Source organism: Hahella sp. NBU794, assembly GCF_050749805.1.
GTDB lineage: Bacteria > Pseudomonadota > Gammaproteobacteria > Pseudomonadales > Oleiphilaceae > Hahella.
The window spans coordinates 4,967,718-4,986,204 of the sequence record NZ_CP192738.1; the positions used below are offsets into that span (position 1 = coordinate 4,967,718).

Below are 18,487 nucleotides of genomic sequence, written 5' to 3' on the forward strand. Positions count from 1 at the left end.
TCGACTCATTATTTTAATGGCGTCCGACGACCGGAAAACTTCGCCGGCCAGATTTAGTTTAAAGCTTTTTCCCGCAGAGAACCTCCACGGGGAGCGTCAGAGACTACAATTTTTAGCTGAATGCAGACAATTGTATTTTTACGGATACGCCTGCTGACCCTTCAGCCAAGCGATCTACGCGGAGCATGAGAAGCCAGCAAGATTGCATGGCAAGTACCACAACCAATATAGAAATAAGGCGATAACTAACACCGTCCACCCGTTACCACTGGGCTCAATTACCGCCTCCCAAGGCTTCGTGGGATCGTAATACACCTTTACCGGACACTTAACGCCATATCGACGCAGCAAAGCATCATGATCACCAATAACGCCGAACTTAATCCTATCCGAGGTATAAACCTTTCCCTTAACCTTATATTCGTATTCTATTTCAGCCCTTGAAATAGGGTTCCCATCACTGTCGGCAGTGACTATTGCACGAGCAGACGTTACAACACCCTTTACAGTTGGCCAACGCATCGCTTTTCTATCTCTCAAGAAAGAAAGAGTCACGATGTATACGAGAGCCCCTGATATTAAATATCCTGCCGCAACAATAATTGCCCTTACAAAAATGTCCATGTAGAGCTTTCATACCTCAATGGGATATTGCACGCCAACCCGAACAGAACACTGCATAACTCTCGCCTCTGCGAACATTAGCTAAAGACGCCACCAGCGGGCACAGACCGTTCTGACCAAAACACTCTTATGAGTCTAGAGAGATGCCAATATTACTCACGCCACCCTGGCGACTCAGCTTACGTATCTCCGCCAACCCCTCGGCAGTAGGCGCGCGCAGCTCCTGCAATTTGGCGTATAGCTCATCGTGAAATGCTAATTCATCCTTCACCAAGGGATGCTTATCCCACAAGGCCACCAGATCGTCGTCGGAAAGCCCCTCGCCTTCGGAAAACTCAACAAAATCCGTCACTGTGCGGAAAGAGATTTCAGAAGCTTCACGCGCCTTTTTGCTTTTCTCATCATCCCACAACTGCAGTCCCAGCAAGAGCAGTTGCGCCCAATCAGACGCGGGGCGCGCGCCATAGGAGTCAATATCTCCAAGTTGATCGAGGAACTCTTCCAGCTTTTCCACGTAGGGCAAAGTTTGCAGCTTGGCGTTTTCCTGCACCGTTTTCCACAATGCGCCCAGAACCCCTTTCACTTCGCGGGACAGCGTCAACTCCTGAGACTCGACGAACAACTTCAGGTTCGGGGTCGCCCGCTCCGCCAGAGATAAGACAAATACCACTTGCCGCCAGCCGCGCAGACTTTCGAGTTTTTTAAAATGCTTTAAAGACGCCACCAGGAGTCTCCTTACCGGGAATAGTTAGTCAGAGTTAAATGAATGGGCCGGATACTTCGGCTCCAGTATAAGGGAAATCAAAGACGGCGGTTTCCGCCGGGTGAGGTTGGAACGCCAAATATAGCCTGATGATGGGCGTTCAAAATAATGCCGGTCGCCGCTCTCAACGAGGACCCGAACGCCACCACGCCATCCTGATGTCCCAACATGACAAAAACGCCGGGCGTCTTCAGCTTGCCGTCACGCCACAATGACTTAATGGCGTTGACCAGATCCATACTGCCGTACTCCGCACTCTCCGGCGTGGTCGTCAGACCAAGAGCCGCTGCGTTATGCCAGATTTCCGGCGAATGCACATGCGCCACCGCCTTGATCTCAGGGTCAAGCGCATATAACAGCGCATGGGTCAGGGATTCTGAGGAAGGTTTGATTTCACCGAGGGAGGTCAGGCGATTGGCGTCCACCTCAGCTTCCGTCACCAGCGCATACTGATTCGCCTCAAGATGAGAGACGCCTCCCGTCTGACTTCCCGTGACGATAAAGGCGCTCTCTGGACCGGTTCGCATACTGATGTTGCCGTAACCCAGGCCGTCATAACGAAATGGGTCTTGCCCAATCAGGCCATGCTCAAATAGCACGCCTCGCCAGGCTTCCAGCTCGCTAAGATCCAATTGCTCAGGCAGCGGTTGCTGCGTGTGCCGCAGATCAAATTTAATGACACCCTCTTGCGCCATGTTGCGAACCAATTCGTCAGAGAGACACCAACACCGCAGGCGGCGAACCGACCTATCGTCGGCGCAGCGCCTGCATCATAGAAAGAAATCAGGCTTTCGGCAGAGTAACGCCGACTTGTCCCTGATACTTGCCGCCGCGGTCCTTGTAGCTGACGTCGCACACTTCATCAGACTCAAAAAACAGCATCTGCGCCACACCTTCGTTGGCGTAGATCTTCGCGGGCAGATTGGTTGTGTTGGAGAACTCCAATGTCACGTGCCCTTCCCACTCCGGCTCAAGCGGAGTGACGTTGACGATAATGCCGCAACGGGCGTAAGTTGATTTGCCCAGACAGACGGTCAACACATTGCGGGGAATACGGAAGTATTCCACTGTGCGCGCCAGGGCGAAAGAATTGGGAGGAATAATGCACACGTCCCCGACGAAATCCACAAAACTCTTCGAATCAAAGGCCTTGGGATCAACGGTGACAGAATGGACATTGGTGAAAATTTTAAATTCGTTACTGCAGCGGACATCGTAGCCATAACTGGAAACGCCGTAGGAGATGATCTTGCCATTCTCCGACTCGCGCACCTGGTTCCCTTCGTACGGCTCGATCATGCCATGCTCCAGGGACATTCTACGAATCCACTTATCCGACTTAATCGCCATAACTCTTACTCATTCTGCACAGGTTGATCGATAAGCGCGCAATCATACATGGATAGCCGGTTTTAGACAAAGGCCCCATGCCGGAACAGCGCGCTATATCAACTATTAACGGGACATCAGTCCGATTTGATTATGATCTCAGGAAACATCTGCGCCTGATTTTTGGCTCGCTGCGACAATATCGCCCCCAGCTTGCGCGCTATATCCCGATAAATCAGGCCGACCTCGGAATCCGGCTCCGCCGCTACCGTTGGCGACCCTGAATCTGTTTGCTCCCGGATGGTCATGTGCAAAGGCAATTGCCCCAACAGTTCCGTATCGTACTCTTCCGAGACGCGCTCGCCGCCGCCAGCGCCAAACAGGGGCTCGTGATGGCCGCAGTTGCTGCAGATATGAATACTCATGTTTTCCACGACGCCCAGCACCGGAATATCCACTTTACGGAACATCTCAATGCCCTTCTTGCAGTCCAGCAGCGCGATATCCTGCGGCGTGGTCACGATGACGGCGCCGGTCACCGGCACTTTTTGCGCCAGCGTGAGCTGAATGTCGCCAGTGCCGGGAGGCATATCCACGATCAGATAATCCAGATCTTCCCACAGGCTTTGCGTCAGCAATTGCAGAAGTGCGCCGCTGACCATGGGACCGCGCCACACCATCGGCGTTTTCTCCGTCACCAGAAACGCCATGGACATCACCTGCATGCCATGGGCGCGAATCGGGATGAAGAACTGACCGTCCTGTACATCAGGACGGGAGCCGTCGGCCACGCCCAGCATCATGCCCTGGCTGGGGCCGTATATATCGGCGTCCAGCACGCCCACCTTGGCGCCTTCTTTCTGCAGCGCCAACGCCAGATTCACCGCGGTGGTGGATTTCCCTACGCCGCCCTTGCCGGAGGCGACCGCAATGATGTTTTTCACGCTTTTGATATTTTGCAGATTGCGCTGCGCCTGATGCGGCAGGATTTTCCAGCCGACGTTCACCTCTGCGCGCTCCACGCCATCCACATCCTCAATCGCCAAACCGACGATCTGCTTCAGCCCGCCGGCGACGCCCGCCGCCGGGTAGCCCAGCTCCACTTCCAGCTTGACGGTATCCCCTTGAATATCCAGTGACTTTACCGCTTCGATAGCGAAAAGATCTTCCTTCAGATAGGGGTCCTTATAGCCCTTTATGGCGGCTTCCACTGCAGATCTGTCAATGCTGCTCATTCTGTTCTCCGGAAAAGGTGGGATATATAGAGGAAAGATGGGGCAATACTATACTGAATCAGTATGGTTTTATTCAATTTAATCGCGCCCGGCAGGATGAAAATCAGGCTTCCAAACGGTATCATATGCGCCCCTCGCGGGAATCCTGATGACGACATCCGTCCCGCGTTTTGTCACCATCGCCGACGCACCAGCGTCGACGGCTATTGTCCATGGCTTGGCGACAAGCCTTATATGAGTAATAACGGAAAGAATTATGTCCGGAGAGCCTAGAAAAATTCTCGTCACAAGCGCTTTACCGTACGCGAACGGCCCTATTCACCTGGGGCATCTGTTGGAATACATCCAGACCGATATCTGGGTGCGCTTCCAGAAGCTTCGCGGCAATCAATGCACCTATGTCTGCGCGGACGACGCGCACGGCACAGCGATCATGCTTAAAGCCGAGCAGATGGGCATTACTCCGGAGCAACTGATCGATCAGGTCAACGCCGACCACCGTCTCGATTTCGCAGAATTTCTGATCGAGTTCGACAATTATTACTCCACGCACTCGGAAGAAAACCGGGAGCTGTCATCCTATATTTACAAGGCCTGTCTGGACGCGGGTAAGATCGCCACGCGCACTATCACCCAGGCTTACGACCCGGAAAAGAACCTGTTCCTGGCAGACCGTTTCATTAAAGGGACCTGCCCCAAATGTAAAGCGGAAGACCAGTACGGCGATAACTGTGAGGTCTGCAGCAGCACTTACACGCCCGCCGAGCTGATCAACCCCCGTTCCGCCATTTCCGGCGCGACGCCCATTGAAAAAGAGTCCACGCACTTCTTCTTCAAACTGCCTGACTTCCAGGAGTTTCTACAGAAGTGGACCCGTAGCGGGACCCTGCAACCACAGATCGCCAACAAGCTGGCAGAGTGGCTGGACGCTGGCCTGCAGGAGTGGGACATCTCTCGCGACGCCCCCTATTTCGGCTTCGAGATTCCAGATCAACCCGGCAAGTTCTTCTACGTCTGGCTGGACGCGCCGATTGGCTACATGGCGAGCTTCAAGAATCTGTGCGCGCGTCGTGCGGATCTGGACTTCGACGAATACTGGAAGAAAGACTCCACCGCCGAGCTGTATCACTTCATCGGCAAGGACATCATCAACTTCCACGCGCTGTTCTGGCCATCCATGCTGAGCTGCGCGGATTTCAGAACGCCCAGCGCCGTTTATGCGCATGGTTTTGTGACGGTGGACGGGGCCAAAATGTCCAAATCCCGCGGCACCTTCATCATGGCGCGGACTTATCTGGAGCACCTGAATCCGGAGTACCTGCGTTATTACTTCGCCGCCAAGTTGACCTCCAACGTGGACGATCTGGACTTGAACCTGCAGGACTTCACGCTGAAAGTGAATGCTGACCTGGTTGGCAAGCTGGTTAATATCGCCAGCCGTTGCGCCAAGTTCATCACCAAAGCGGGAGGCAAACTGTCGTCTCAGATCAGCGAGCCTGAATTGGTTGAGCAGTTCCTGTCCAAATCCGACTTTATCGCCCAGGCGTACGAAGATCGCGAATTTGGCAAAGCGGTGAGAGAAATCATGGCGCTGGCCGACCTGGCCAACAAGTACATCGATGAAAAAGCGCCCTGGAAACTGGCGAAGGAAGAAGGCAAAGAACAGGAAGTGTTGGACGTCTGCTCTGTCGGCGTGAACCTGTTCCGCATCCTGATCACCTATTTGGCCCCAGTGCTGCCAGGCGTCGCTGCGGCTTCCGCAGAATTCCTGAACGCGCCCATCGTCTGGAACAAACCGTTGCAGCCGCTGACCGACCATGCCGTCAATGAGTTCAAGCCAATGATCTCCCGGGTTGATCCAAAGGCCGTGGACGCCATGGTGGAAGCCTCTAAAGACAACATGGCGCAGGCGCCAAAAGACAACGGCAAAGCGAAAAAGGATAAGAAAGAGGCGAAATCCGAAGAGGAGATTGCACCAACGATCAAGTTCGACGACTTTGCCAAGATCGACCTGCGCATTGCTAAAATCGTCTCCGCAGAACATGTAGAAGGCGCAGACAAACTGTTGCGCCTGCAACTGGATATCGGCAGTGAACAACGTCAGGTATTCGCTGGCATCAAATCCGCCTACGCGCCGGAAGATCTGGTGGGCCGCCTGACAGTCATGGTCGCCAACCTGGAGCCGCGCAAGATGAAGTTCGGCATGTCCGAAGGCATGGTGCTGGCGGCGGGCCCTGGCGGCAAAGACATCTGGTTGTTGCAGCCGGACAGCGGCGCGCAGCCGGGCATGCAGGTTAAATAACCGACACAACGGCGCTTTCAGGCGCCGTTTTGCTGCGCTGGCTCAAATTTGCGCTAAATCCGCGCAAGAGCGACTGGCGCAGCCTTGAACGCACTGCAACACAACCAGATAATAACCGCCAGAGTCAGGGAATTCCGGGAGCTGGCGACCTGTTGCGCGGCGGGCTTCCATAAGCGACGCTTTGGATAGCATTAGGATAAAGCTGGTGAAGATCCTGAATAAGAGGCGCTGATGACTGAATACCTGTTGATACTGGTGAGCACCATACTGGTCAACAACTTCGTACTGGTCCAATTCCTGGGCTTGTGCCCTTTCATGGGCGTATCCAACAAACTGGAAACCGCCATGGGCATGTCCCTGGCCACCACCTTCGTGTTGACGCTATCCTCGTTGTGCAGTTATCTGGCGTACGAATACCTGCTGGCGCCTCTCGGCATGGAATTCTTAAAAACCATTACGTTCATTCTGGTGATCGCAGTCGTCGTCCAGTTCACGGAAATGGTGATCAAAAAAACCAGCCCCCTGCTATATCGCGTCCTGGGTATTTTTTTACCGCTGATCACCACTAACTGCGCCGTGCTCGGCGTCGCGCTGTTAAACATCAAAAAGCAAAATGATTTCATGGAGTCGATCCTGTACGGGTTCGGCGCCGCTGTCGGTTTCTCCCTGGTGCTGACGCTTTTTTCCGCCATGCGTGAACGCATCGCCGCCGCCGATGTGCCTGAACCGTTCAAGGGCGGAGCCATCGGCATGATCACCGCCGGCCTGATGTCGCTGGCGTTCCTGGGCTTCACCGGCCTGGTTAATATCTAGAGGCCTTCCGCAGATGAGTATTGTCGTCATAGCCGTATTGGCGCTCTCCGCGCTGGCGCTTACCTTCGGAGCCGTGCTTGGCTTCGCCTCCGTCAAATTCAAAGTGGAAGGCAATCCCATCGTCGACCAGATAGACGGCCTGTTGCCGCAAACCCAATGCGGACAGTGCGGTTACCCCGGCTGTCGCCCTTATGCGGAAGCTATCGCCAACGGCGACGCCATCAATAAATGCCCTCCCGGCGGCGAAGCCACCATCACCGCCCTGGCGGACCTGTTGGATGTGGAAGCGGTACCGCTGGATTCCGAACACGGTGAAAGCAAAGGCAAACAGGTGGCCTATATTCGCGAAGATGAGTGCATCGGCTGCACCAAATGCATCCAGGCCTGTCCAGTGGACGCCATTCTCGGCGCGGCCAAACAGATGCATACAGTGATCGTCAGCGAATGCACGGGGTGCGACCTGTGCGTCGATCCCTGTCCTGTGGACTGTATAGATATGGTCCCAGCCCCCAGCGGCATCCGCGATTGGGCCTGGGACATGCCCAAGCCGCCGACGAATAACGGCGCGATCATCGCGACAGATCAGAATAACGGTATGGCGGCGTGAGGAAGTAAGGCCTGAGCATGAGACAAATCTGGGATTTCCACGGCGGCGTACACCCTCCGGAAAATAAAAGCCAATCCACCAGCCGACCAATCCGCAAGGCGACGCTGCCGAAAACGCTGATACTCCCCCTGAGCCAGCATATTGGCCAGCCCGCCAAAGCCCTGGTGGAGCCCGGTCAAAAAGTGTTGAAGGGCGAAGTCGTCGCCGCGGCGGAAGGACCAGTCAGCGTAGCGGTTCATGCGTCCTCTTCCGGCATAGTGACAGCCGTGGAAAGACGACCCGTACCGCATCCTTCCGGCCTCAGCGATGTCTGCATTGTGATCGAGACGGATGGAGAAGACGCCTGGACGCACCTGACGCCATGCGAAGACTATCGGTCACTTAGCCCAGAGCAGCTGTTGGAGCGTGTTCGCCAGGGCGGTATCGCCGGTATGGGCGGCGCAGGGTTTCCCACAGCGATCAAGCTGCACCCGCCTCGCAACGACAAGGTCAATGCGCTGATATTAAATGCGGCGGAATGCGAACCTTACATCACCGCCGATGACATGTTGATGCGGGAACGCGCCGACGAAGTCATCCGCGGCATGGAAATCATGGCGCAGCTTTTGGAGCCTGAAGAGTGTCTGATCGGCATCGAAGACAATAAGCCGTCAGCCATCGCCGCACTGAAGCAGGCCGCCTCCGGCACTCATATCGAAGTGGTTGTGATTCCTACCAAATATCCCTCCGGCGGCGAAAAGCAACTGATCAAAATCCTGACTGGCCTGGAAGTGCCCCACGGCAAGATCCCCGCTGATATCGGCGTGATGTGCCAAAACATAGGCACCGCTGCGGCAGTGTACCGCGCGGTCCGTTTCGGCGAGCCGCTGATTTCTCGCATCACCACAGTGACAGGCGATGGCGTCGCTACGCCCGGTAATTTTGAAGTTTTACTAGGCTCGCCCATGTCCGACCTGTTGCAACAGGCGGGATTCGACGCGAGCAAAACGGATCGCCTGATCATGGGCGGCCCTATGATGGGGTTCACCTTAACGGACCCAGACTTGCCGCTGGTGAAGACCAGCAATTGCATTATGGCGGTGTCGGCCAAGGAGTTTCCCAGACCCGATCCCGCTCAGGCCTGTATTCGTTGCGGCCTTTGCGCCGAAGCCTGTCCCGCGGAACTGCTGCCGCAACAGCTCTACTGGTTTGCCAAAGCCCAGGAATTCGACAAGGCGGAAAACTATAACTTATTCGACTGCATCGAGTGCGGCGCCTGCTCTTACGTCTGCCCCAGCAGCATTCCGCTGGTGCAATACTACCGTTACGCCAAGAATCAAATTCGGGTGACAGCGCAGGAGCAGCAGAAATCCGACAAGGCGCGTGAGCGTTTCGAATTCCGACAAGCCCGTCTTGAACGCGAGAAAGAAGAGAAAGAAGCCAAGCGCAAGGCCCGTGCGGAAGCCGCAGCTAAAGCCCAGGCGGAAAAGGCGGCCCAGCAACAGGACGCGCCGGCGGAAGCAGATCCGAAGAAAGCAGCGATAGAAGCCGCTATCAAGCGCGCCCAAGCCAAGCGCGCACCAGCTCCCGCCCAGGCCCAGGCCCAGGCCCAGGCCCAGGCCCAGGTCAATATCGCAGAATTGCAGACCAATGTGGACAAGGCCAGGGAGAAGCTGGCAAAAGTGCGCGAGACGCTGGCGGAATCAGATGGAGCCAATGCCGCCATGCAGGAAAAGCTACGCAACGCGATCGACAAAAACGAAGAACGCCTGGCGGCGGCGGAAAAAGCCCTTCACGACGCCCAGAACTCTGCGCAAGGGATACCAGCCGCTTCAAACGCAACGCAAGCGACACAGGCGGACCCAGAGCAACAGGCGCGCGCTATCGCCCGCACCCGGGACAAAATAAAGACTCTGACGCAAGCGATAGAAGCCTGTCGCGAGACGGACCCGCAGCGCGCGGCGCAATTGACCGAAACCGTGGAGAAAACCAAGGCGAAGCTGGCGGAGTTGGAAGCAGAGTCAGCCCCGACGGATAAAACAACCGATAAGCCGCCGGAGCCCAACCTGGAAGAACTGACGTCTCAGGTGGAAAAAGCCCGCGACAAGTTAAACATGATGCAGGGCATGCTGGACGACGCCAGAGCGGAGCAGCCGGCGGACGAAGCCAAAATCGCCAAATTGCAGCGCGCAGTGGAAAAGAACCAGGACCGTTTGGCCGCAGCGCAAAAAACGCTGGAAGACGCCCGGACACAAGCCGGCGGCGCTGGCGTCAAAGCAGCCTCGCCAGAGGAAATCGAGGCTCTGACCTCTGCACTGGAAAAAGCGCAGGATAAACTCGCCATGATGCAGAACATGCTCCGCGAAGCCCAACAGGAGTCCCCTATGGACGAAGCGAAAGTGGCGAAGCTATCCAGAGCGGTGGAGAAAAATCAGGACCGGGTCGCCGCCGCCCGCGCCACACTTAACGAAGCTCGCGGCGACGCGGCGGAAAATCAGACCAGTACTGACGGAGCGGGCGCTTAATCCATGGCATTTCTTCACATCACCTCCCCTCACCTGAAAGGCCCTGCGCGCACGACCGCCATCATGCAGTGGGTGATCCTGGCCACCGTGCCCGGATTGCTGACCATGACCTGGTTCTTTGGCTGGGGAACCCTAATCAACGTCATTCTGGCGTCGTTAACCGCCGTGGCGGCGGAAGCCTTTGTGCTGACGCTGCGCAAACGGCCACTGGCCTTTTACCTGCGGGACTACAGCGCCGTTCTCACCGGGGTGTTGCTGGGTCTGGCGCTGCCGCCTTACGCCCCCTGGTGGGTGACATTTGTTGGAACGGCGTTCGCCATCATTTTCGCCAAACAGATTTACGGCGGTCTGGGCAATAATCCATTCAACCCCGCCATGGTGGGGTACGCACTGCTGCTGGTGTCCTTCCCTGTCGCGATGACCACTAACTGGGCGACGCCGCGTCCCTTGGCGGAAATCCCAGGATTCGTGGACGCTTTCGCCCACATCTTCTGGGGAGCGGAAATCGGCGTGGATGGCTACACCATGGCCACGCCTCTGGACACCTATAAACACGAAATCGTCGCCGGCACTTCGGAAGCAGTCTTCGCCATGCCTGTCTTCGGCGCGCGCACCGCGCTGGGCTGGGAGTGGGTCAATCTGGCCTTCCTCGCCGGAGGACTGTTGCTTATCTGGCGCAAGATTATTACCTGGCATATTCCAGTCAGCATGCTCTCCGCGATGGCGTTGTGCTCTTTGCTACTGGGCTGGGATGAAGATAAATATGCGCCGCTGCAGCTGCACCTGCTCGCTGGCGCAACTATGCTGGGCGCCTTCTTCATCGCCACCGACCCGGTTTCCGCCGCCACCAGCAAACTCGGCAAACTCTACTATGGCGCTGGCGTCGGCATTCTGGTTTACCTGATTCGCACCTGGGGCAACTACCCTGACGCCGTGGCGTTCGCCGTGTTGTTGATGAACTTCGCCGCGCCGTTCCTGGACTACTACACCCAGCCCCGCACTTACGGACACCGCAAAGCCCGTCGCGGCGTGAAACAGGATTAGGAGACGCCCATGAACGCATTACAGGCATCCATTATTCGGGGCGGCATTGGACTTGCGATATTCGCCGTGGTGACCGCCGGTTTGATCGCGGTAACTCAAGTCAGCACCGCTGATCGTATCGCAGATGCGGAAAAGCACGCCCGCGCCAAGGCGCTGTATGAAGTCGTTCCACGTACCGAGCACGATAACGACATGCTGGCGGCCCCCATCCTGTTGCATCCAGACCCTCTGCTCGGAGCCAAAGACACAGCGGAAGCCTATCTGGCCACCCTTCACGGCTCGCCAGTGGCGGTGATTCTGCCCTTTGTCGCGCCGGATGGTTACACCGGCGAAATCCAGGGCATCGTCGGCGTACAACCTGATGGAACGGTTAAAGGCGTCCGCATCACCGCCCACAAGGAAACCCCCGGGCTGGGCGACAAAATTGAAGCGCGGAAGTCTCCCTGGGTGGAGCAGTTTCCCGGTCGGTCGCTCAGCTCTCCCGCGGAAGACCGCTGGAAGGTGAAAAAGGACGGCGGCGATTTTGATCAAATGACCGGCGCCACTATCACGCCCAGAGCGGTAGTGAAGGCTGTGCGTAATGCGCTAACCTATTTTCAAAGCCATCGCGATCAACTCTTGCGTAGCAATAGCGGCGTCAATACCGCAACTGCGACACAGGAATAGCCAGACGGCGAGCGTATCGAACATGAATGACCGAATGAGTCCAGGATCTGCATAATGGCGAAAAGCTATCAAGAAATAGTTCGGGACGGATTGTGGAAAAACAACCCGGCGCTGGTGCAACTGCTGGGCCTCTGCCCCCTGCTGGCGGTGACAGGCACCGTGGTCAACGCCATCGGCCTGGGATTGGCCACGACTTTGGTGCTGACCGGCTCCAACGCCGCGGTTTCCATGATCCGCAACTACGTGCCTGAATCCGTACGCCTGCCCGCATTCGTCATGATCATCGCCTCTTTCGTAACCTGCGCCGAGCTGTTGATGCAGGCCTTCGCCTATGAGCTGTATGAAATTCTCGGCATCTTCATTCCCCTGATCGTCACCAACTGCGCCATTCTTGGACGCGCAGACGCTTTCGCTTCCAAGAATCCGATTCTCCCTTCCATGCTCGACGGCTTCATGATGGGTCTGGGTTTCAGTCTGGTGCTGATGGTGCTGGGCGGCATGCGTGAAGTGATAGGACAAGGCTCGCTGTTTTCAGGCATGGATCTGCTGTTTGGCGAATCCGCGCGGAGCTGGAAGCTTGCGTTGTTCGCCGACTACCCTGACTTTCTGTTTGCCGTGCTGCCTCCCGGCGCCTTTGTCGGCATGGGCCTGTTGATTGCGCTAAAAAATGTGATCGATAAACGTATGAAGGAAGCCGCTGCGGTGAAACTGGAGAAGCCTGTCTCCGGCGGCAAACGCGTGCGGGTGACAGGAAAGATATCCTGACGCGCGCGGCTGTCTCTCTCGCTGCCCGCCACATTACAAATGGGGCGGCGCATTCGACTGTGAATACAAGCCATAAGAAGACTGATGAATAAGCAAAAACGAGCGGAGATATTCGCCCGCTTAAAAGCGGAAAATCCCAACCCGACCACGGAGTTGGAGTACAACACCCCCTTTGAACTGCTGATTGCGGTGGTTCTGTCCGCTCAGGCCACCGATGTGAGCGTTAATAAAGCCACCCGCAAGCTTTACCCTGTGGCGAATACGCCGGAAGCTATTTACGCGCTGGGGGTGGAGGGCCTCAAGGAATACATCAAGACCATCGGCCTGTTCAACAGCAAAGCGGAAAACGTCATCAAGACCTGCAAAATCCTGATCGACCAGCACGACTCAGAAGTGCCGCAGACCCGGGAAGCCCTTGAAGCGTTGCCAGGCGTCGGCCGCAAGACCGCCAATGTCGTGCTCAACACTGCTTTCCGCCAGCCAGCCATGGCGGTGGATACACATATATTCCGGGTCTCCAACCGCACCAACATCGCCCCCGGCAAAAACGTGCTGGAAGTAGAGCACAAGCTGATGAAGCACGTCCCCAAGGAATACCTGATGGACGCTCATCACTGGCTGATCCTACACGGCCGCTATATCTGCACCGCCCGTAAACCTCGATGCGGCGCCTGCGTCATCTCCGATCTGTGCGAATTCAAAGAAAAAGTGCTGGATTGATGACGTTCGACTTCCACCACGATGGTTTTGAATGGCTGCGGGACGCACTGCCTGCGTCATTGATCAACGCAATCCTGCAGGAAGTTGCCCGTGATGATGAGGTTAACTCCGGCTCCGGCGTGCGTAACGCAGATCGCAAGTATGCAACGCTGAAGGAGTGGCTGGCCGGCGGCGACCTCACACGGCTGGCCTGTCGGTATTTAGAGGGCGCTCCACAGCAGGTCCGGACAATCCTGTTCAATAAGTCGCCGCGAAAAAACTGGCTGGTGACCTGGCATCAGGATAGAACCGTTTGCGTCAAAGCACGGTTTGATGCGCCAGATTGGGGGCCATGGTCTGAGAAAGATGGCGTTTTGCACGTGCAGCCTCCTATTGCGACGCTGGAGCGCATGCTGGCGTTTCGCATCCATCTGGACCCTACTGACGAGAGCAACGGCTGCTTGAAAGTCATCCCAGGGTCTCACCGCGAGGGACTGTTATCCCATGAACGTATCCAGCAAGGGAACGACGCCCAACCAGCGTCGTATTCTCCACGTAGAATTCAGCGACTATCCGCTGCCAGCCGGCGCGCAGTGGGCAAGCTAATCTCTACTGCCCTGTAGTCAGGTGTCGCAGGTAATCCGGCATCCTGGCGTCACTGCGGGTTTCCGGGTCCACTTCCGGCATTCCATACACCGTGCGCATGGGCACCACGCCCGCCCAGACCGGCTGATCCATATCCTCTTCTTTGTCTCTGGGTGGGCCGCTGCGAACTTTAGCGCTCGCTTCCACTATCGGCATGGCCAACACCGCCGTCGCCGCCACTTCGTTGCGCGTGTTGGGGATGATATTGTCCGAACAGCGACCGGGAATAATGTGGTCCACCAAAGCATTCAGCACTTCATTCTTCATATCCGGGTCTTCTATCGCCTCGAACTGTCCAAACAAGACAACACTGCGATAGTTCATGGAGTGATGGAACGCCCGCCGGGAGAGCACCAGACCATCCAGTAACGTGACGCAGACGGACGCCTCACGCCCGTCTGCAAGGCTTTTAAACAGACGACCATTTACCGCGCCATGCACAATCAAATTATCGCCGTAGCGACAGTAGGCGGTTGGCAACACAAAGGGCGCGCCGTCAAACATAAACGCCACATGGCACAGAACAGACGCATCCAAGATACTGTAGATATCGCGGCGATCGTAACCCGCCCGGTCCCGTTTGCGGGTGAAGGCGGTCTTGGGGGTTATGGGCAGTACATCGTCAGTCATCGAACTTACTCCTTCCAATCACATCAAGCTATTGATGCAGGCAGATTAGCTTGAAATTGGACATCTATTAATGTCCACTTTAAACCTTTATAAAGAGTCCACTTTAGAGAAAGAAGATGACCGCTCCGACGCAAAATGCGAAGTCTCGCTATCTATCGCTGTATGAAGAGTTAAAGCAGTCCATTCTGGCGGGCCTGCTGCCGGAAGGAGAACGCCTGCCGTCCTCCCGAAGCATGGCGGACTCGCGAGGCCTGTCCCGCACCACTGTCACCAGCGCTTACGACCAGTTGCTGAGCGAAGGTTATATCGTCAGTCGTCGTGGATCGGGCTGTTATGTGGCCTCACCGTTGCCTGGCGTGGATTTCCCCGCCGCCTCGCCGCCACAGACGCATCACTCTGGTCCAGCACCAACCCTGTCTTCCTGGGGTGAGGCCCTCATGCGCCAGCGTCCCGTCAAAGCCATCCCGCCGCCGACGGTAATTGATTTCCAGTATGGCAATGTGGATCTTGACGAGAAAAGCCAACATATCTGGAGAAAGTCCGCTCGTCACTGGGCGTACCGGCAAGGCCGCCATTATGGCGACACGCTGGGATTACCGGCCTTGCGGGAGGCGATATCCGCTTACCTGCAACTCAATCGCGCATGCCGCAGCCATCCCGACAGAGTCGCCATTACCTCCGGCGGACAACAGGCGTTCGATCTGATTACGCGATTGGCGATCAATCCGGGCGACAAGGTTGCCGTGGAGAACCCGGGGTATCCCCGAGTCAAACAGTTGCTCACCGCTCTCGGCGCCAAGTTGATTCCCATTGCTGTCGACGAGGAAGGGTTAAAAGTAGAGGATTTGCCACAAGGAGCGGAAGCGCCCAAGCTGGTCTATGTCACGCCATCACATCAATTTCCCAGTGGCTGCGTGATGTCCCTGCGCAGGCGGCTGGCGTTGCTGGAATGGGCGCAGGCGAACGACGCCTGGATTATCGAGGACGATTATGACAGTGAGTTTCGGTACTGCGGCAAGCCGATTGAATCTTTACAGGGACTCGATCATCACGATCGGGTTATCTACGCCGGCACCTTTTCCAAAGTCCTGTTCCCCGCCATCAAACTGGGCTATCTGCTGCTCCCCAAAAGCTGGCTGGAGCCGCTCACTTACGCCAAACAAGTGACGGATCGCCACTCCCCCTGGTTAGAGCAACATATCCTCGCCGAGTTTATGCAAACGGGTGAATTCGAGCGCCATCTGCGCAGAATGCGTAAACGCTACGCTATTCGCCAACAGACTTTGGCGACGGCGTTACAGCGCCAGGAGGGCGACAGAGAGATTCTGGTGGAGGGCGATAACGCCGGCCTGCATCTGGTGTGTTGGATGCCCAGCCTGCCGCTGAGCGCCGTTTCCGCGTTCATAGAGCACGTGCAAGCGCAAGGCGTACGCGTTTATCCCATACACCCGTTCTATCACGGAGAGCCTCCCGCAGCAGGTCTGCTACTGGGATTCGCGACCCTGACGCCAACGGAGATCACACAGGGAGTCGGGATAATCAAACGGACATTGCGAGAGTTCTAAATAGCCCCGTATACAATTCGAAACAGCGAGCCAATCCGATTGCAGGCATGATGAAGTCGTTGTGGAAGCAACGGTTTCCTTAACAAAAACAATAACCAATAGGGATATTCGCATGACAGTTCAAGCTAATAACGGAAATAACCAAGATTACTCCGTCGGGTTGGTCGCCGTCTCCAGTTGGCAAGGTTGGCTGCGGCACACGCCTCGCCGGCTGAATGTTCAGCAGGAAGGGGCCGGCGCCAGCAACCTGTATCGTTTATGGTCCACCTTTTCCTGGCAATCACCGAAAGGCTGCGTCGGCTACTTCAAGAATGGCCATACCGCTCTGGTCGTTCGCCAGGGAGGCGTCGTCACCCATGTGGTGGGATTTAATCCTGAGTCCTACCTGCTCGCCGGATTGTTACAAACAACCCGCGGCAACAACATCACCGTCAGAGGATTATGGTACGACGACTTCGCCATGATTCAGGACCCAACGGCGATCAGTTACGAAATCAACGTCACTCAGAATCAGGCCCAGGATTTCGATGGGTTGATCACATCGCTTATCGGCAGATCCGACCTGGGACCGCACTCTCCTTCCGACACGCCTTACTTCTACAGCTTCCGGCCAGCGGACATGGAAGCCCGAGTCAGCGGCCTGACCGGCAACTGCGGCAATATGGCGTTAGTGATTCTCTGCCAGTTTCTGTATGACTGGCGCAAAGGGGAATATGTGGAGATGTTTCGCTCCTGGGTGAATCAAAACCGCAACACCCGCAACTTTGGCCAGGGCCCATTAATGGGCGCCATCACCCAAAGCTTCGCCTAAGCGAAACGCGCTGTTCATAGCAAAGAGTTTCAAGTGACAGTTAGATGACAGTAAATTGAATCTTTTATGAACAGCGTGCTCTTATACAGCATCAATATTACAATTTGATGGTGATTTAGTTTCAACCCCGCCCAAGTTGTACAAAAAATGACTGTTGAATATGCTGCTATCGGCGATATCCAGCTCGCCTATGAAACCTTTGGCTCACAAAAAGATCCCTGCATTCTGCTGATCATGGGCCTTGGCGCTCAGATGCTGGTGTGGCCGGACGCTCTGTGCGAACGCCTGGCTGCAAACGGGTATTTCGTCGTGCGTTTCGACAATCGGGATATTGGCCTCTCCAGCAAAAGCGATGGCGCGGGACATGCCCGTCCAGTCACCAACTTTCTCCGCAAGCAGTTCGGTTTGCGGGTGAAAAGCGCTTACACACTGAGCGACCTGGCCAACGACGCCATAGGTCTGCTGAATCACTTGCGGGTCGCCAGCGCTCATCTTGTCGGCGCATCCATGGGCGGTATGATCGCGCAAATCGCCGCCGCCAAATATCCTGAACGGGCGCTCAGTCTGACTTCCATCATGTCCGCTCCTGGCTTTAGCCGCCTCCCCGCCTTAAATCCGGCCAATCTGCTGGCGCTAATCAAGCCGACGCGCCCCAAGTTGCGGGCGGAGGTTATTGAGTGCAAAATCAGTCAGATACGGCGTATTGGCAGTCGCAGCTATCCATCCTCCCGATCAGAGTTATTACAGCGAGTAGGTAAAGTGCTCGACAGAAGCAGCGTCGACCACGAGGGACTGCAGAGACAAGCCAGCGCCATTCTTGCCGAAGGCTCTTTGGTTGAGCTGCAAAAGCGCATCATCACGCCAACGCTGGTCATCCATGGCGATGAGGATTCGCTCATCCCTCTTTCTGAGGGCGTCGCCTGCGCCCGCAACATCCGTGACGCGCAACTTGAAATCATCGCCGGCATGGGCCACGACTTCCCTTCCCCGCTGATAGCCCGCGTCGCCAAAGTTGTGTTGCAACACGTTGGACAAACCGCCGCTCGTCCTGGGAACGCCTGCGAGCAAGCCTGATATTCACCCGCCAGCCTCATTTGCAGCCATTGTGTTTAGGGTGAACAGACAGCTTGCCAGCGTCCCTGCTGCGCCTCTACCATGAGCTGGCGCGTCTGCGCATTAGCGCCCTCAGCTAGAACAGGAGAGTCAAGCCATGAGTAGAATCCAAAGCGTTAAGGACCGTCTGCAGGACACCACCGAGAAGTCCCTGATCCGACTTGAAAGCATTCACACATCCATAGCGGAAAAGCCGCTGCTGGCGCTGGGTAAAATCCAGCCTTTTGAAGGCGTCGCCCATCAAGCCAGGGTATTGCAGCAGAATATGATTCATAAAACCTACCGGGGCATTCGGGATCTGACCGAAATGCAAGGCCAAATCGCCGACCAGATTATTCGTCTGATCCCCTGAACTGCGCCAACGTCGCCTGA

19 protein-coding genes are annotated in these 18,487 nt (G+C 56.1%); 13 read left to right on the forward strand and 6 right to left on the reverse strand.

The features are described from left to right. Positions 1–174: 174 nt before the first annotated feature. The 5 genes from ACQYWX_RS21675 to apbC all read right to left on the reverse strand — a co-directional run bounded on the left by ACQYWX_RS21675 (position 175) and on the right by apbC (position 3,951). Positions 175–624, reverse strand: coding sequence for a DUF3592 domain-containing protein (locus tag ACQYWX_RS21675; protein WP_431686320.1), 450 nt, complete (start codon positions 622–624; stop codon positions 175–177). 127 nt (positions 625–751) lie between these two features. Next, on the reverse strand, positions 752–1,348 hold the full coding sequence (locus ACQYWX_RS21680; protein ID WP_431686321.1) for a YjaG family protein: 597 nt from the start codon (positions 1,346–1,348) through the stop codon (positions 752–754). Between the two features lie 77 nt (positions 1,349–1,425). After that, entirely contained in the window at positions 1,426–2,082 is a 657-nt protein-coding gene (locus ACQYWX_RS21685) for a class II aldolase/adducin family protein (protein ID WP_216739790.1), read from the reverse strand. An 88-nt stretch (positions 2,083–2,170) separates the two neighbouring features. Then, the gene (gene dcd / locus ACQYWX_RS21690) at positions 2,171–2,737 is read right to left on the reverse strand and encodes a dCTP deaminase (protein ID WP_216739791.1); all 567 of its coding nucleotides are present in this window, start codon (positions 2,735–2,737) and stop codon (positions 2,171–2,173) included. A gap of 116 nt (positions 2,738–2,853) precedes the next feature. Further along, a complete protein-coding gene (gene apbC / locus ACQYWX_RS21695) occupies positions 2,854–3,951 on the reverse strand; it encodes an iron-sulfur cluster carrier protein ApbC (RefSeq protein ID WP_431686322.1) in 1,098 nt (365 codons plus the stop codon). Positions 3,952–4,207: 256 nt separating this feature from the next. Between apbC and metG the strand changes: the two genes are divergently transcribed. From metG to ACQYWX_RS21740, 9 genes are all read left to right on the forward strand, one after another. Beyond that, positions 4,208–6,253 carry a methionine--tRNA ligase gene (metG, locus tag ACQYWX_RS21700; RefSeq protein WP_431686323.1) on the forward strand — a complete coding sequence of 682 codons (2,046 nt, stop codon included), beginning with the start codon at positions 4,208–4,210 and terminating at the stop codon, positions 6,251–6,253. Between the two features lie 231 nt (positions 6,254–6,484). Then, a complete protein-coding gene (gene rsxA / locus ACQYWX_RS21705) occupies positions 6,485–7,066 on the forward strand; it encodes an electron transport complex subunit RsxA (RefSeq protein ID WP_011395801.1) in 582 nt (193 codons plus the stop codon). 13 nt (positions 7,067–7,079) lie between these two features. After that, positions 7,080–7,673: an electron transport complex subunit RsxB gene (gene rsxB / locus ACQYWX_RS21710; RefSeq protein WP_431686324.1), complete on the forward strand. Its 594-nt coding sequence runs from the start codon at positions 7,080–7,082 to the stop codon at positions 7,671–7,673. Positions 7,674–7,690: 17 nt separating this feature from the next. Beyond that, positions 7,691–10,177, forward strand: a complete 2,487-nt coding sequence (gene rsxC / locus ACQYWX_RS21715) for an electron transport complex subunit RsxC (protein WP_431686325.1) — start codon at positions 7,691–7,693, stop codon at positions 10,175–10,177. 3 nt (positions 10,178–10,180) lie between these two features. Further along, complete coding sequence (gene rsxD, locus ACQYWX_RS21720) at positions 10,181–11,221, forward strand: electron transport complex subunit RsxD (protein ID WP_431686326.1); 1,041 nt, start codon at positions 10,181–10,183, stop codon at positions 11,219–11,221. A 9-nt stretch (positions 11,222–11,230) separates the two neighbouring features. Beyond that, a complete protein-coding gene (gene rsxG, locus ACQYWX_RS21725; RefSeq protein WP_279507945.1) occupies positions 11,231–11,887 on the forward strand; it encodes an electron transport complex subunit RsxG in 657 nt (218 codons plus the stop codon). Positions 11,888–11,941: 54 nt separating this feature from the next. Further along, complete coding sequence (locus tag ACQYWX_RS21730; RefSeq protein WP_216739799.1) at positions 11,942–12,652, forward strand: electron transport complex subunit E; 711 nt, start codon at positions 11,942–11,944, stop codon at positions 12,650–12,652. 84 nt (positions 12,653–12,736) lie between these two features. Further along, on the forward strand, positions 12,737–13,372 hold the full coding sequence (nth, locus tag ACQYWX_RS21735; protein ID WP_216739800.1) for an endonuclease III: 636 nt from the start codon (positions 12,737–12,739) through the stop codon (positions 13,370–13,372). Next, positions 13,372–13,974 carry a phytanoyl-CoA dioxygenase family protein gene (locus ACQYWX_RS21740; RefSeq protein ID WP_431686327.1) on the forward strand — a complete coding sequence of 201 codons (603 nt, stop codon included), beginning with the start codon at positions 13,372–13,374 and terminating at the stop codon, positions 13,972–13,974. The genes nth and ACQYWX_RS21740 overlap by 1 nt, the downstream gene beginning before the upstream one ends. On the opposite strand, the gene ACQYWX_RS21745 is transcribed toward ACQYWX_RS21740, so the two are convergent. Further along, positions 13,961–14,626, reverse strand: coding sequence for a pyridoxamine 5'-phosphate oxidase family protein (locus ACQYWX_RS21745; RefSeq protein ID WP_216739802.1), 666 nt, complete (start codon positions 14,624–14,626; stop codon positions 13,961–13,963). The genes ACQYWX_RS21740 and ACQYWX_RS21745 overlap by 14 nt on opposite strands. Before the next feature lie 116 nt (positions 14,627–14,742). Between ACQYWX_RS21745 and ACQYWX_RS21750 the strand changes: the two genes are divergently transcribed. The 4 genes from ACQYWX_RS21750 to ACQYWX_RS21765 all read left to right on the forward strand — a co-directional run bounded on the left by ACQYWX_RS21750 (position 14,743) and on the right by ACQYWX_RS21765 (position 18,467). Next, positions 14,743–16,191 carry a PLP-dependent aminotransferase family protein gene (locus tag ACQYWX_RS21750; RefSeq protein ID WP_431686328.1) on the forward strand — a complete coding sequence of 483 codons (1,449 nt, stop codon included), beginning with the start codon at positions 14,743–14,745 and terminating at the stop codon, positions 16,189–16,191. A gap of 112 nt (positions 16,192–16,303) precedes the next feature. After that, positions 16,304–17,002 carry a hypothetical protein gene (locus ACQYWX_RS21755; protein WP_216739804.1) on the forward strand — a complete coding sequence of 233 codons (699 nt, stop codon included), beginning with the start codon at positions 16,304–16,306 and terminating at the stop codon, positions 17,000–17,002. A 147-nt stretch (positions 17,003–17,149) separates the two neighbouring features. Beyond that, positions 17,150–18,076 (forward strand): alpha/beta fold hydrolase, encoded by a 927-nt coding sequence (locus ACQYWX_RS21760; RefSeq protein ID WP_431686329.1) that lies wholly within the window; start codon positions 17,150–17,152, stop codon positions 18,074–18,076. 136 nt (positions 18,077–18,212) lie between these two features. After that, positions 18,213–18,467 carry a hypothetical protein gene (locus ACQYWX_RS21765; RefSeq protein ID WP_127972680.1) on the forward strand — a complete coding sequence of 85 codons (255 nt, stop codon included), beginning with the start codon at positions 18,213–18,215 and terminating at the stop codon, positions 18,465–18,467. The last annotated feature ends 20 nt before the right edge of the window (positions 18,468–18,487 follow it).

What these genes read in the sequence shown, in the direction of transcription:
- ACQYWX_RS21760 (WP_431686329.1), top strand. Translation starts at nt 17,150, where the DNA reads ATGACTGTTGAATATGCTGCTATCGGCGATATCCAGCTCGCCTATGAA.
- dcd (WP_216739791.1), bottom strand. Translation starts at nt 2,737, where the DNA reads ATGGCGATTAAGTCGGATAAGTGGATTCGTAGAATGTCCCTGGAGCAT.
- ACQYWX_RS21740 (WP_431686327.1), top strand. Translation starts at nt 13,372, where the DNA reads ATGACGTTCGACTTCCACCACGATGGTTTTGAATGGCTGCGGGACGCA.
- ACQYWX_RS21755 (WP_216739804.1), top strand. Translation starts at nt 16,304, where the DNA reads ATGACAGTTCAAGCTAATAACGGAAATAACCAAGATTACTCCGTCGGG.
- rsxC (WP_431686325.1), top strand. Translation starts at nt 7,691, where the DNA reads ATGAGACAAATCTGGGATTTCCACGGCGGCGTACACCCTCCGGAAAAT.
- metG (WP_431686323.1), top strand. Translation starts at nt 4,208, where the DNA reads ATGTCCGGAGAGCCTAGAAAAATTCTCGTCACAAGCGCTTTACCGTAC.
- rsxB (WP_431686324.1), top strand. Translation starts at nt 7,080, where the DNA reads ATGAGTATTGTCGTCATAGCCGTATTGGCGCTCTCCGCGCTGGCGCTT.
- apbC (WP_431686322.1), bottom strand. Translation starts at nt 3,951, where the DNA reads ATGAGCAGCATTGACAGATCTGCAGTGGAAGCCGCCATAAAGGGCTAT.
- ACQYWX_RS21745 (WP_216739802.1), bottom strand. Translation starts at nt 14,626, where the DNA reads ATGACTGACGATGTACTGCCCATAACCCCCAAGACCGCCTTCACCCGC.
- ACQYWX_RS21730 (WP_216739799.1), top strand. Translation starts at nt 11,942, where the DNA reads ATGGCGAAAAGCTATCAAGAAATAGTTCGGGACGGATTGTGGAAAAAC.
- rsxD (WP_431686326.1), top strand. Translation starts at nt 10,181, where the DNA reads ATGGCATTTCTTCACATCACCTCCCCTCACCTGAAAGGCCCTGCGCGC.
- ACQYWX_RS21765 (WP_127972680.1), top strand. Translation starts at nt 18,213, where the DNA reads ATGAGTAGAATCCAAAGCGTTAAGGACCGTCTGCAGGACACCACCGAG.
- rsxG (WP_279507945.1), top strand. Translation starts at nt 11,231, where the DNA reads ATGAACGCATTACAGGCATCCATTATTCGGGGCGGCATTGGACTTGCG.
- rsxA (WP_011395801.1), top strand. Translation starts at nt 6,485, where the DNA reads ATGACTGAATACCTGTTGATACTGGTGAGCACCATACTGGTCAACAAC.
- ACQYWX_RS21750 (WP_431686328.1), top strand. Translation starts at nt 14,743, where the DNA reads ATGACCGCTCCGACGCAAAATGCGAAGTCTCGCTATCTATCGCTGTAT.
- ACQYWX_RS21685 (WP_216739790.1), bottom strand. Translation starts at nt 2,082, where the DNA reads ATGGCGCAAGAGGGTGTCATTAAATTTGATCTGCGGCACACGCAGCAA.
- ACQYWX_RS21675 (WP_431686320.1), bottom strand. Translation starts at nt 624, where the DNA reads ATGGACATTTTTGTAAGGGCAATTATTGTTGCGGCAGGATATTTAATA.
- nth (WP_216739800.1), top strand. Translation starts at nt 12,737, where the DNA reads ATGAATAAGCAAAAACGAGCGGAGATATTCGCCCGCTTAAAAGCGGAA.